Consider the following 14,163-nt stretch of genomic DNA (forward strand, 5'->3'; position numbering starts at 1 on the left):
TACAGGAACCTAATACACAGGGGTCATGAAAAAATTTATTTTGATCGTAAGCACTTTGCTGGCCATTGCTGCCGTAACACCACCCGCATATGCACAGGTAAGTATTGGCGTGTCAGTGGGCATCGCTCCCCCGGCAATACCGGTTTATACACAGCCTCCCTGTCCTGGTGACGGGTATATGTGGGTGCCCGGATATTGGGCCTATAATACCGCCTATTACTGGGTACCAGGCGTATGGGTAAGGGCGCCTTATGTGGGCGCGCTCTGGACACCCGGCTACTGGGGTTTCACCGCAGGCTTGTACCGCTGGCACCCTGGCTACTGGGGCCCTCATATCGGGTACTACGGGGGTATTAACTACGGCTACGGTTACTTCGGCGCAGGTTTTTGCGGTGGTATGTGGCGAGGCAATTCCTTCCATTACAATACAGCTGTTACCCGTGTCAATACTACGGTGGTACGCAATACCTACATCAACAGAAGCGTGATCAACAACGTTAATAACAACCGTACCAGTTACACCCGCAATAATGTAGTCAACAACAACCGCGAGAATTTCAACCGGAACAATACAGTTGTCAATAACAATCGTAACAACTTTAACCGGAATAATAGCACATTTAACAATAACCGCGATAACTTCACCCGAAATAACAATACCATAAATGCTTCCCGCAGCGCATGGAACGGTAACCGTCAGGCTGGCATGTCCCGGCAGCCGATGGCTATGAGCAACAGGGTTTCCCGTCCACAGGGTGGTTTCATGCATCAGCCGTCTATGGGAGGACAACATGGCGGCGGTGGCGGTCATTTCGGTGGCGGTCACTTTGGTGGAGGCGGTGGTCACTTCGGAGGCGGAGGACACGGACGCCACTAACTGTGATAGCTATGATTTGTGCTGATTTCGCTGATTAGCGAAGATATGAGCGAAGAAACTTGCGAAGATATCTGTGAAGATTGATAACGCATTTTAGAGATCACTGATCTCATGGCTTGCAGGCGCTCCACTTGGAGGTAGCGCCTGCATCTTGTTCATACCTCAACTTTACCCAAAACAATAAACAACAGCAAGGCTGACCCATCGGTCAGCCTTGTTTTTCTGTTTTCACCTGCTGCTCGCAGCCACCTCGCCATCCACCGTGCCCGTCGCGATGAAAAGCGGTCCACATCAACAGTACATTCATACCGATAAAGAGTACAATAACAAGTATCGCAGCCACTTTGGAGATAGTTGCCAATGTCCGCTTCCGCGAAAAACCACCAAAGATGTAACCGATAATAAATACCATACTCGCTGCAAAAAGTATCCTGATAAGGATAAGAAACGGAAATACTATCATCTCATTATTTTTTTAAAATCAACAATCACTTGAACTTACTCAACAACGCATCGTCTTCTGCCTTTCCCCAGTGAGGATTCTCTCCTGCCTTTTCTTTTGCCAGTAATGCCACACTTTTCTGCGCCAGCTCCTTCGCCAGTTGTTTATCACCACCCCACATTTTAGGCGTGTAATATTTTACCCATGCCCGCAGATACAACGCCCTCGGGTTTTCCGGCGACAACTGCAATGCCTGCTGCAGGCTTTTATCCGATAACATCCCGTACTTACGTCCGTAACTCATAGGATTAATGAACACTTTGGTACGATATACCATGCCCATGACCATTAGTACCTCAGACAACTGCTGTTGTTGTTTGGTGCTGTCTAATAACGATTGCGCCCTGCTGATCTGTTCTTCTCCCTTTATGCTATACGGCTCAATCTTATCACCATCTTCCTGATACAGGAAGCCTATTTTAGCATTACAGAAAGCAGCATAATACCAGGGCAGCCAGGACTGTGGCTGTTGCCCCGCCAGCGCGACAAAATTTTTTTCCAGCGCTTCGTAATCTTTTACCGAAGCCGCATTGTCCAGTTTATGCACCGCCTCTTGCAGCGACTGCGCCCTCACGAAGGCGGAGAAAGACAACAGGAGCAATAATGACAGGAATGTTTTTTTCATGATGTACTTTTTGTGGTTATAAATTATTGTTGATAAAATCATCTGTACGATCAATACCCAGGCTCATAAAGAAGCCGGCAAAAAAGGTCCGGCCGGCCGGTAAGGTCACTGCCATCTTGTTTCGGCCATCATAACTGTAGTTGTAACCAAATACCTGTTTGGTACCCAGCAGATTATTTACCCCCACGGCAAAGCCGGAAAAATCCTTGTGTTTCCAGCGCGGGAATAAAGTCATCAGGTGAGATATATGCAGATTGACTACGCTATAAGGTTTGGTGGTTCCCTGGTCAAATAGCTGCCAGCCGTTAGCGAACCGGATATCATAGTAAGGACGGCCCGCTGCCAGTGAGTAGGATAGGTTAACACCGCTGGACAAATCAGGAAAGAATTTTTTGATGGCAATCGTCATCGTATGCGGCGCCGCAAAACCGGGTTGCAGCGGCATGGGGTAATTCAGGTAGTCTCGTTTGGTATCAAGGTAGGTGTAAGTCACCCAGTAGTCCAGGTTCTTAAAGGTTTTTTTATCCCGGTAAAACAACTCTATTCCTTTCGCATAGCCGTCACCGGTAGAAACAGTTTTAGCATCTGCAGGTAACCACCTCACTAAATCATGATACTGTTTATAATACGTTTCTACCCTGAAAAAACGGTTATGGGCTTTCCTGGTATAGTTCACCACATAATGCGCTGCCCCGGAAAGCGATAGGTCCCGGTTATGATACAGGAACTCATTAGAAGGTTCCTGGTAAAAAAGACCGTAAGCGAAGTTGAGCTGACTTTCTTCACTCAGTCTCCAGGCCAGGCTCACTCTGGGCGCCAGCGACCATTTTTGCAGCAACGACGTATGTTCCGCCCGCACTCCCACTTTCGCCGCCAGGCTACCGGTGAGGTAGATATCGCTTTCCGCAAAAACTGCCGACAGCTGATCTGTTTGCGTTACCACACTATCCCGGTACAGACCTGCGTCTTTCGCATAAAAATGTTCTGCTCCAAAACGGACAGCCTGATCATTAGAAAGGAAGTGGGTAAATACCATCCGGGCCTGTGCAAAATCGGACCGGATATCACTGGTATTTTGTTTCAGGGTTAATGGCACTTCCGGAAGACTGGCCGGTTTACCCTCCGCATCCACCAGGCTAAGCTCCCGCTTATCGTGGTTGTTGCTGTAGGCCAGTCCTGTCTCCATCTTCCAGTTTTCACCCAACGCTGTGCGATAGCTTATATTCGTATATACATTATTTCCCTTTCCCTGATAACCGGAGCGCAGCGCGGCGCTGTCTACATCCGGATTATACATGCCCAGGGTACTCTTATTCCACACGGCATACACCTTGAGCATACCGCTACGGCCAGTTTTAATGCGGAAGTTGGCGTTAGCATCCACATATGACGGACCTTGAAAATAATCAGGCACATGGGGTACCAGCGCGTTGTATAAGGTTTGATTGGAGTAGTTCAGGCCCAACCCAAAGCTGCTGCGATTATTGAGTGCCAGGTGCTGTAACCCCGCGCCCTGGTTGGAGGGGAACAGGTAAAAACGGGCAGATGATTTTTCCGGCAGGTCTACACTCTCCAAAATAAGCGCGCTGCTCATGGCCTGTCCATACAAGGCAGAGTAACCTCCGGAGCTGAACAATATTCCTTTAAACAAAAAAGGATTGATACGCGCCGGCTGCGGAATACCGGGTACAGATGGATAATTGGGATATTTGAATAACGTGCCGTCAATAAATTGTTTGGTTTCATCGCTGGTACCGCCTCGCACGAAAAGTCCTTCTGTTTCACCTATCTGCTGCACACCCGGCAAGGCCCGCAGCGCCAGCGACAGATCTCCATTGCTGCCGGCAACTGTGACGGCATCCATCGGCGTAAGAGAAGCGCCTTTGGCTTTATCGCTGGCTTCAAAGGCACCCGCGCTCACCGTTACCTGCTTCAGGTTTTTAGGCGTACCACGGGGAACCGTGTCGGTAACCGCTTTATGTAAGCTATCCTGCGCATAAAGCGTATGCAGCGGTGCTACCAAAAATAGCCATACGAGGTATTTTCCCATGACCGGAAGTATTATTTACCCACAAAACTAGCGGGTAACACGACCGGAATTTTGGAGCGTAGACAACACGGGAAAGTGTTGCGACAAGACGTAAAAATTAGTTGTCAGTGCCTTGTACGAGCCGGGTTACGTTCTCTTTAAAAAAATCGCTGACGGGGATTTCCTTGTCACCGATGCATACAAGATCACGCTTAACGGCGGTGATCTTATTAACGGCCACCAGGTAAGATTTATGGGTACGCACAAACGCCTCGGCAGGGAGCTTTTCCGCAATGGCTTTCATGGTCATCCGGGTGAGTACCGGTCTTGGCGAGGAAGATAGGTGTATTTTGATATAATCTTTTAATCCTTCGATGTATTCAATATCGGCCACTACAATTTTCACCTGCACATATTCCACGTTGACAAAAAAATCGGTGATAGCGCGCGGTGAAGCGGGCTGCTGCAGCCGGAACAACTCACCGGCACGTTGACAGGCTTTTAGAAAACGTTCAAAACTAAAGGGTTTCAGCAGGTAATCTACCACCTGGAGATTATATCCTTCCAGCGCATATTTTTCGTAGGCAGTCACTAAAATTACGAGTGGCGGCCGTTGCAGCGATTGCAGAAATTGCAGTCCGCTAAGACGGGGCATTTGTATATCGAGGAAAACCAGGTCCACCTGTTCCCGCTGCATCACCTCCATTGCTTCCAGCGCGTTTTTACAGGTAGCTACCAGTTCCAGAAACGGCACCTGCCGGATGTTATCTTCCAGCAGTTCCCTTACCAGGTGTTCGTCGTCTACAGCAATACAACGTATCATATAAGCGTGAGCGTTAGGTGTGCAAGAAACCGGCTTTTTTCCTTATGGATAGTAAGTGTATAATGATCCCGGTACAACAATTCCAGTCTTGATTTCACATTGGCCAGTCCTATACCGGAGCTTTCATCCTTGCTGTTGTCCTGTACCGGATCGAAATAGTTTTCTACTTCAAAGGTAAGCACATCTCCCCGTATAAACAGCCGGATACTGATCACCGGCTGATCTACGCCGGTGCCGTGTTTAAAAGCATTCTCCACAAAGGGTATCAGTAACATAGGCTCTATCATATGCCCATCAGGCAAACCGATCGCTATTTCACTGCGGATATCCACATCGCTGCCGAAACGCAGTTGCTGTAAGGCAATGTAGCTGTTGAGATAGGCAACTTCCTGTTGCAAGGGCACTTTCGCTCCGCCGGTATTATACAGCATATACCGCATCAACTCCGATAGCATAATCAGTGAAGGTTCCAGCTGGTCGGATTTCTTCCTGGCCAGCGACACCATATTGGTTAATACGTTGAACAAAAAATGCGGACTGATTTGAGAGCGCAGGAATTTTAATTCGGTAGACAACTGCGCGGCTTGTTTATCTTTCTGCCGTCGTTCTTCGTTGATACGGTCCAGTATTTTACGGTACAGCAGGCTAATCACCAGTACCGCCACGGAAGGTCCAAATACAAAGCGGTAGGCCGCTTTGTTATGTTGCAATCCGGGAAACCAGGCAGCCATGATATGATACTTCAGCTGAAAGGAAATAAATAATAAGAACAGCGCAGCAGGAATATACAACCACCAGTACCGGCGGTTAAGCAGCCGCGGACACAGGTAAAAAGCATTGCCATAAAAAATACCCATATGGATCACGCCGGCTATGGTAAAAAATACGCCGGGGATAGGGCCAATACTGTAGCCACTTTCAGGGGACGATATCAGATAAGGCAATAACAACAGCATACCCCATATAAGGGTATGCAGTGTTATATTGATATATTTTGCGGTGAAGAATGTTTTCATGTGCAGTATAAATATACTGCAAAGCACGCTGCTACAGGAGGTTTATCCACGAAGAAGCGACCACACGGCAAAATGTGCAGACAAAACGGTTATTAACGATAGGTGATATAGGTAACTTTTCCGTCTCCTCCGTTAGAAATAATTTTCACAGGATACCCTGCTTCATTGTATTCATAAGAGAACGTTAATGTCAACTCCAGCTGAGGATCAACTTTCAGCTGCATTTTAACCGGATTATTAGGCGTCATTTGAGTAGCAAACTGTTGCAGAGCAGGCAATATCATTCCATACTTTTTATACATGGTATAAAAAGGGTTCGGATGATTATCATACTCGAAAGTTATAGTATAAACGTCAATTCCTGGGCCTGTCCCCGGACCAATAATTGAGCTGGGTTGTGTGCATTCTACCCGGCTGATATTCCCTTTGGCATCGTATTCATATTTGAGCGAAGTATAAGGAGCGCTGGTCCATTTGCCGGGCAGCAGTGTAAGGCCATTCAGTTGCCCGGAAGATGGGTTGTAGTCATAGCTGCTGAGGATATCACCACTGGAAAAATTTTTGTTTATCACTTTACCATCCATATCCGCAGTATAATTATACAGGGAGTCAGCTACACTTCCTGCGCACAAGTTATTCACCCACTTAAAGGTAGTTTTGTAAACATATCGCCTGATGAGACCCAATATCGTGTCTTGACCTTCCATACGGCTACCAATGATACGACCTTTACCGTCATAGGAAAATTGTTCATTTCCAATGGCCACCAATTGGTTCCCGTTGTATACAAAGGGAGGAACATCGGTAATGGAAGCAATGCTGAAATTCCTGTAATCCGGATCGGTCGGCCCTACGTTGTCTTTCTTACGGCAGGCGGTCAGTACCAATATCATCAAACATATAGCAGTATAATACAATTTCATATGTAAGCAATTATGCTTTAACGATAAGTGATATAAGTAATTTTTGGAGCTTCACTTCCCAGCGTGGAAACAATTTTCACAGGATATCCTGCTTTGTTGTATTCATAGGTAAACTGATAATCCCGATCTTCCAGATAACTGACCTTCACCTTCATCTTCGTCACATTATTAGGTGAAATGCGATCGGCATACATCAACAGCGGCGGCAATATCAATCCATACTTCTTATATGTTGCATAAAAAGGATTCGGGTGATTGTCGTACTCATAGATAATGGTAGCATTTGTCTCAGGAGATCCTCCGGGAGCAAACAATTTTCCTGTCGCACGGGTAATATTTCCTTTGGCATCGTACTCAAAACTGAGTGCCGAATAGTCGGTAATATAGGCTCCGAAAGCCGTTATATAAAGCGTTTTCAGCTGTGTTGAAGACATATCATATTCATAGATATTATACAGCATATCCTTGGTGAGGAACTCATTTTGTTTACTACCGTCCGCTCCCGTAACATAGGAGTAAATGGAATCTGAGGTACTACCGGTACACAGATTGTTGGTCCAGTTAAAAGTGGTTCTGTAAATATTTGTGGCGTGCGTGCCGGACTGGTATTCCAGGCGGCTACCAATAAGACGGCCTTTATTGTCGTAGGAAAACCGTTCGTTTCCAATGGCATTCAGCCGGTCCCCCTCGTAAATAAAAGGCGGCATATTGGTAATCGAAGCAATGCGAACATTATTATAATCTAACGGGTCCGGTTCTACGTCTTTGTTCTTATGGCAGGCCGTCAATACCAATACTACCAGACACAGTACAGTACTAGATAATTTCATATATACAGGGTTATATTTTGTGAACCAAATCTAAAAAATTAGGATCATCGATCCGAAAATTGTTGCAGTTTTTGTTTTTCTTCCGCGGTGAGACTGTCTATACCGTATCGGTGAATCTTTTCAAGTATGGCATCTACTTCCTTTTGTTGGATGCTCCGCTGTTGATTGTAACGATCTTCTATTGTCAGATAACGCCGTGGATTGGGTGTATTACCAGTAAGTAGCACATGCGGCTTACGAATAAGCAGCCAGGCAAACAACATACAGGGCAATAGGAGCGCCAGTATTGGCAGGAAGTGAATTTTAATAACCTGTGGCTCCATACAGATAGCGAAGATCAATCCAATAACAGCACCTCCCAGATGGGCTTCATGAGCAGTGTTATCCTGGTTGTTCCTGATCCGGGCAATGCTGAACAACAAGTACAGCACACCGTATATCCATCCGGGTATATATAACGGGATACCGAAAAAACCAATGCCCATATCAGGAAACAAAGCTACACTGGCGAAAATAATCCCGCATACGGCGCCCGAAGCGCCTACTGCACTGTAATTACCATGATGCCGATGAATAAACAGCGACAATAGGCTGCCACCCAGCAGACTACATACATAAATCAGGATAAAGTTTTTGATACCCAGCACCGCTTCTACAATACCACTGAAAAAACAAAGCGACATCATATTAAAAAGCAGGTGCAGCCAGCCGGTATGCAGGAAGCCGGCAGTAAACAGACGTTGGTACTCCTTGTGGACCAATATCTCATCCACGATAAAAGAATACTTGTAGTAAAATGTTGTGTCTTTAAATCCTTTACAGGACACAATGATGTTCAGGATAATTAATACCAGGGCTACAATACCAATTTCATTCATGGCAATAGGACGTTAAGGGTACGGGATGTAAATATGAACGGCAGCCAGACCGTGGTCTGGCTGCCGTTTGTAAAGATAAAAAACTTATTAAAAAGTAGGATCAGGCGGTGTATTAGGATTATCATTCCTTTCCACAAAAGGATAAGGGAAATAACTCCGGGTCCTTTCCGCTGTCGGACGGCCAAAACGTCTTTCGTCTTCTATTTCCTGGCCGGACATAAACATTTCAATGCGGCGGTGTTTATAGATCTGTGTGAGCAGGTCCGGGATGGTAGCCACTGCTACCGGTGGCAGGTTAGCGCCTATGCCAAAGGGGTCATCAGCAGGCTTTTTGGTTACTACTTTGTTCAATTCCGCCAGCCCCAATGGCAGGTTATTGGTACGGGCATAACACTCTGCTTTGATCAACATAATTTCTCCCGGCAGAAAGACAGGAATAGACTGGATATTGGTTTTAAAGAATCCGGCCATGACAAATTTTAATCCGGCTGGTTGCGCAGTCATATAAAATGGTACCCGGGCGTCTGAAGCATCCGGCTGCAAACCAGCGGGTAATCCCATCTTATTGTCCACTACCTGATAGATATTACTGGTGGAAGAAACCAGTGTAAAAATCGGGTTGGCCACCTGCGGATTAAAGATAAAAGAACTGGTACTGGTCAGGTCCACTTTACCAGCGGCATCCAACGCGGAGGCATAGTCGCCGGCATACAATGCATAACGGGCCTTCAGTGCGTACAGCGTATTCATCACATTGATTCCTTTCGGCAGGAAAGGTGTAATAGCAGGGCTAATAGGATTGGCAGCAATCGCATTTAAGGCATTGTTGATCGTATTCACGGCACGAACATACCCTTGTTGTCCGGAGATGAAACCCACGCTGGTCAAATGATTGGGGCTACCTATTGTATCAGGGACCTGCTGCCAGAAATTAGCCTGTACTCCCAGTGCCAACGCCTTGAAGATGGAAGTATAGGCAATCAGGCCGCTGGCATATCCTTTATCGGTCACCACTATATTAGTGGCACGCAGTACATTTTCGGCATCGTAAAGGATTTTGTTGGTATATGCCCACATACCGGTTACCACCACATTGTTGTTTAATACTGTATTACCACCGGTACCCAGCTGTGCTTCATCGGCGTTTCCCGGATTGGTAACAAAGGTTTCGCGGCTTAGCAGGCTACCGGAAGTAATGGTGGTGTAAAGCAACCCTGTCCTGTCTTTGACGTAATTGGCCTGTAATCCCACAGCGGCATCTGTAATAGCCTGTGGCGAACTAAAAGCCTGGTCGCTGGAAGGCCCTGAAGGGTCCTGGTAATCTTTTTTACAGCCAACTGCCGATAATAGCAATGCGGCCATGGTGATGTATGTATAAAAAGCTGTTCGTTTCATGATGTGTCATTTTGTGGATTAGAATTTAGCGCGGACGGTCAGGTTATAAGTACGCGGAATGGGGACAGTGCCGAAATCGATGCCACGGAGAACCGTACTTTGTCCGGATGCATTCACTTCCGGATCATAGCCTTTGTAGTTATCCCATGAAATGAGGTTACGGCCACCGAGACTTACGGTGAGGCTGTTCAGTCCCTGGAATACCTTTCCAAAATCATAGCTAAGCGATACTTCCCGCAACTTCACGAAACTACCATTGTCTATCCGGAACTCCTGGATGTTGTAGATACCGGCAATATATCCTCTTGGCAGCTGACCAAGATCTTCCTGCTCTGCCACTTTACCGTTATCTACGCCCTGACGGGTCCTGTAGTCGGCATTAAATACGTTCAGTCCCTGCACGGCATCCAGTTGTATGTGCAGTCCCAGCTTTTTATACTGTAAATCGGTGGTGAACGTACCCGTCCAATCCGGATTGGGGTCCCCGATTTTTTTATTGAGCGCCGGGGCAGTGGCCAATGGCAGTCCGGTGGCCGGGTCGCGCTGTACGGTATAATCAAACGAACTATTTTGCGTACCTCTTTCTGTTAACGGTATCCCTTGTGGATTCAACAGTATATTGCCGTTGGCATCGCGGGCATAGAAGGTGCCATAGAAAAATCCGATAGGATATCCGGCCGCAATTGCTACCGGCGCACCACCTACAGTATTCAACAGTATCAGTGACTGCCCGATGTCCAGCGCTTTGTTACGGTTACGGTTGAAGATGGCAGTAAGGTTCCAGGAAAAATTCTTCGTCTTCACCGGAATGGCATTCAGCACTACCTCAAGTCCGTTGTTTTGGAGGGAACCAATATTACCACGAATAGATGTATATCCTCTGGTAGGTGCTACGGCCCGGTCAATCAGCAGGTCCTGTACTTTTTTACGATAGTAGTTCACACTAAGTCCCAGCCGGTCATCGAGGAAAGACAGATCCGTACCAACTTCCAGCTCCTTCTGTTTTTCGGGTTTTACACCAGGATCAGTAAACCCTAACGGCCCCTGGAAACCGGAAGCCCCCACGAAAGCATTTGGCTGGTAAGTATTATAACGGGCATAAGGTGTAATACCCGTCAGGTTACCCGATTCTCCATAGGCAGCACGCAATTTGAACAATGTCCACCATTTGGCGAGGGACGATTTAGCCCAGAAATCGGTACCGGACAATACATAGCTGCCGCTCAATTTGGTGTACAGCAAATTCCGTTCGCTGCTGCCGAATACGGAAGAACCGTCCACACGCAAAGCACCAGTCAGGAACAACTGGTTACGGTATTTGAAGTTCTGCTGGATATATTCTCCGGAGATAGAATACTCTGAACGTTGATCACTACCGGGAATAGCCGTAGTAGCCCTGTCGGCCGTTTGTGCAAACGGCGGCATACCTCTTCCCTGTTGCAGGGAATAGTGCTGCCGGGTATATTGCACAGAGTAGCCCAACTGCGTAACTGACTCCAGGTTATCACTGATGCGTGCATTATAGGTGGCGTTCGCATCGTGGTTGATCAGAAAGGAGTTATTGCTACCCGCGCTGGCGTAACCATTTAAACTGGGGTCCAGCGAGGTGCCGCCCCCGAAGAAGCCGGTGCTGACATTATAGGCGAACGGCGGGATAAAAGTAGTACCGTCCTGATAATAGTTATCGATCCCCACATGATAATCCAGGGTCAGGTTTTTAATCGGCGTAGCCTTCAGACCCAAACCGGCAATAACACGCCCCACCTGCTGTTGCTGGCGGAAATCCTGGATAATGGACACCGGGTTCACCCTGCCCAGGTTACCTACTTTCATCAGGTTACCCAATGCATCCCTTTGCTGAATATCATAATAATTACCCAGAATGGTAATGGAATTCAGCGGTGAATAAAATGTGTTGCCATCAGGTTTTTCATTCGACTTACTGTAAATATAGTTGACAGTCGCATTCATGCTCAGCCATTTGGTGATCTCCTGGTCCAGGTTTACGCGGAAGCTAAAGCGGTTAAAGTCTGTGTTCTTAATGATACCCTGGTTATAGAAGTAACTGGCAGAAGCATAATACTTGGTTTTGTCTTTTCCACCGGCGATAGACACGTTATTGTCGGTACCTACGCCCGTGCGGAAAATGAAATCCTGATAATCGAAACGCTGAACGGGGAAAGTACTGACAACGCCGGGTGTCAGGATGTTTTGGGTGGAATCGTTCGGATTCCCGCCAAATTTAACGGGCGCCCTGTTAACGTCCAGTTTTTTACGCAGTTCATTAATAGAGATACCGGTAGAGAAATTAATGACTGGTGCACCGGTGCTGCCTCTTTTAGTAAAGATCTGCACCACGCCGGAATTGGCCCTGGAACCATAGATAGCGGCGGCGGCAGCACCATTCAGCACTTCTATCCGTTCAATATCGTCCGGGTTGATATCTGCCATGCGGTTCTGCCCTACAGCGCCCACAAAATTATTACCGGCATAGTTCGGATCGGCATTGGTAACGCGGGTGGTGGAGTTATCTACAATGACCCCATCCACAATATAGAGTGGTTCCGTAGACCCGTTGATGGTGCTTACACCTCTTAGTTTTACAGAGATACCACCGGAAGGGTCACCGGAGTTCTGGGTGATCTGTGCGCCGGCAGTTTTACCCTGCAAGGCCGCCAGTACGTTACCGGTAGCGCCTTTGTTGAGGTCGTCGGCTTTTACGGAACTGATGTAACTACCTAACTGGCGGCGGGTGGTACCCTGCGAAGTACCGGTCACCACAATTTCGTCCAGCTTGGATACGGAAACACCCATTTTTACATCCCGCGTAATATTGCTGGTACCAATGGTAACCGGTATCTCCTGGGAGGTGAAACCGACACCGGAGAAGGACAACACATAGTTGCCTGCCGGTACGCTGGCCGTAAAACTGTAAAGACCGTCTACCGAAGTATTGGCGCCCAGTTTAGTGTTTTTGAGCGTAACGGCAATGCCAGGTATGGGAGTTCCGGTTTCATCTGTCACCTTACCGGATATTTTCACCTGCGCGCTGGCGGTGGCTGCCAGGCAGGTCATCAACAGTAAAAGCAGCGCACGGCCACTTCCTGTCAATCGCATAAATACACGCGTGATCATAAGTGATTTTTAATTATGGTTACTGTTGCTGGTTGCCTTAAAACAGTCGTATCACAACTGTTGAATGGTTGATTACCTTATTTTGACTCTATCCTCAAGCAAAAAACGACTGGTACGGTGTCATACTACCTGTCACCGGTCCATGAATAAATGTTTTTCTCAACGTTATTTTAAACGCTGGTTGTCCTGTAAAACAGCCCGGGAAGGCTATTTGTTGAAATACGGTTAAATAAAAATGACTCCTATAAAATTCTGATTCCTTTACTACTGTATGGCTGCAACTTCTTGGATTTTGGCTGCAGTTCGGTGATTAATATATCGATGTCTTCTACATTACATACTTTCAGGTGCTCGGCAGTATTTACCTTTTCCGAAATACAAAGTGCCACTACTTTCCTGGAGGTACTGACCATCGCCTTTTTCACCTGCACCACCTCCCAGTCATTATCTGTCAGCCCGGCATGTACGTCAATGGCATTCACCCCTACAAAACACAGGTCTGCCCGGATATCGCGTATCCTGGCAATTGCCTCCCCGCCAACCGTGATCTTTGAATTTTTGGCCAGCTTATCGCCGATAACAATCACTTCTATATTAGGATGATTGGCATATTCAAAGGCTGCGGGTAAACTCACCGTGATAAAGGTAGCCCTCAGTTCGGCCGGTAATATCCGCGCCAGCTGCAGAATAGTAGTACCACCTGTGGTCAGTACAAACATGCCGTCATGTATCAGCTCTACTGCCTTCTGCGCAATGATACGTTTCTCTTCTATGGCATATACGTCCTGCGCTACCACACCCTGATGGAAGGAGTTGGACAACCCGCCACCATGTACTTTCAATATCTTCCCCTCCTGCGCCAGCGCCGCCAGGTCTCTGCGGATGGTATCCTCTGAAACGCCCATCTGTTCACTCAGATGAGATGACAATACCTTGTTATGTAGGTTGACCTGATGCAGGATATATGCCTGGCGTTCCTTTTTAAGCATAGGAAGTGTTATTCTGCTTTAATTTCGGCAAAAAAACGCATTCAAACAAATATAAAAATGCATTTTTTTGCAGTCTTCTGCATAGAACGCCAACTCACGCCATAATATTTTCTGCTTATAATTTTTTTTTCGGGAGATGAC

General features: G+C 47.0%; 12 protein-coding genes. 1 reads left to right on the forward strand and 11 read right to left on the reverse strand.

The window, feature by feature from the left end; all coding sequences use genetic code 11:
* Nucleotides 1-25: 25 nt before the first annotated feature.
* Entirely contained in the window at nt 26-877 is an 852-nt protein-coding gene (locus ICL07_RS11065; protein ID WP_188087961.1) for a YXWGXW repeat-containing protein, read from the forward strand.
* 208 nt (nt 878-1,085) lie between these two features.
* Here ICL07_RS11065 and ICL07_RS11070 read toward each other — a convergent pair whose 3' ends face one another.
* The 11 genes from ICL07_RS11070 to ICL07_RS11120 all read right to left on the reverse strand — a co-directional run bounded on the left by ICL07_RS11070 (nt 1,086) and on the right by ICL07_RS11120 (nt 14,022).
* Nucleotides 1,086-1,340, reverse strand: coding sequence for a hypothetical protein (locus ICL07_RS11070; RefSeq protein ID WP_188087962.1), 255 nt, complete (start codon nt 1,338-1,340; stop codon nt 1,086-1,088).
* Nucleotides 1,341-1,365: 25 nt separating this feature from the next.
* Nucleotides 1,366-2,004, reverse strand: coding sequence for a hypothetical protein (locus ICL07_RS11075; protein WP_188087963.1), 639 nt, complete (start codon nt 2,002-2,004; stop codon nt 1,366-1,368).
* A 16-nt stretch (nt 2,005-2,020) separates the two neighbouring features.
* On the reverse strand, nt 2,021-4,054 hold the full coding sequence (locus ICL07_RS11080) for a TonB-dependent receptor plug domain-containing protein (RefSeq protein ID WP_188087964.1): 2,034 nt from the start codon (nt 4,052-4,054) through the stop codon (nt 2,021-2,023).
* A gap of 97 nt (nt 4,055-4,151) precedes the next feature.
* Nucleotides 4,152-4,856, reverse strand: coding sequence for a LytR/AlgR family response regulator transcription factor (locus tag ICL07_RS11085; RefSeq protein ID WP_188087965.1), 705 nt, complete (start codon nt 4,854-4,856; stop codon nt 4,152-4,154).
* Nucleotides 4,853-5,872 carry a sensor histidine kinase gene (locus ICL07_RS11090; RefSeq protein ID WP_188087966.1) on the reverse strand — a complete coding sequence of 340 codons (1,020 nt, stop codon included), beginning with the start codon at nt 5,870-5,872 and terminating at the stop codon, nt 4,853-4,855. The genes ICL07_RS11085 and ICL07_RS11090 overlap by 4 nt, the downstream gene beginning before the upstream one ends.
* A gap of 92 nt (nt 5,873-5,964) precedes the next feature.
* Complete coding sequence (locus tag ICL07_RS11095) at nt 5,965-6,795, reverse strand: hypothetical protein (RefSeq protein ID WP_188087967.1); 831 nt, start codon at nt 6,793-6,795, stop codon at nt 5,965-5,967.
* Nucleotides 6,796-6,812: 17 nt separating this feature from the next.
* Nucleotides 6,813-7,625: a hypothetical protein gene (locus tag ICL07_RS11100; RefSeq protein ID WP_188087968.1), complete on the reverse strand. Its 813-nt coding sequence runs from the start codon at nt 7,623-7,625 to the stop codon at nt 6,813-6,815.
* A 44-nt stretch (nt 7,626-7,669) separates the two neighbouring features.
* On the reverse strand, nt 7,670-8,503 hold the full coding sequence (locus ICL07_RS11105) for a rhomboid family protein (RefSeq protein ID WP_188087969.1): 834 nt from the start codon (nt 8,501-8,503) through the stop codon (nt 7,670-7,672).
* An 87-nt stretch (nt 8,504-8,590) separates the two neighbouring features.
* Nucleotides 8,591-9,898: a RagB/SusD family nutrient uptake outer membrane protein gene (locus tag ICL07_RS11110; protein ID WP_188087970.1), complete on the reverse strand. Its 1,308-nt coding sequence runs from the start codon at nt 9,896-9,898 to the stop codon at nt 8,591-8,593.
* Between the two features lie 18 nt (nt 9,899-9,916).
* A complete protein-coding gene (locus tag ICL07_RS11115) occupies nt 9,917-13,033 on the reverse strand; it encodes a SusC/RagA family TonB-linked outer membrane protein (protein WP_188087971.1) in 3,117 nt (1,038 codons plus the stop codon).
* Between the two features lie 242 nt (nt 13,034-13,275).
* Nucleotides 13,276-14,022, reverse strand: coding sequence for a DeoR/GlpR family DNA-binding transcription regulator (locus tag ICL07_RS11120; protein WP_188087972.1), 747 nt, complete (start codon nt 14,020-14,022; stop codon nt 13,276-13,278).
* Nucleotides 14,023-14,163: the final 141 nt, after the last annotated feature.

The sequence above is a fragment of the Chitinophaga qingshengii genome, from assembly GCF_014529935.1.
Classification (GTDB): Bacteria; Bacteroidota; Bacteroidia; order Chitinophagales; family Chitinophagaceae; genus Chitinophaga; species Chitinophaga qingshengii.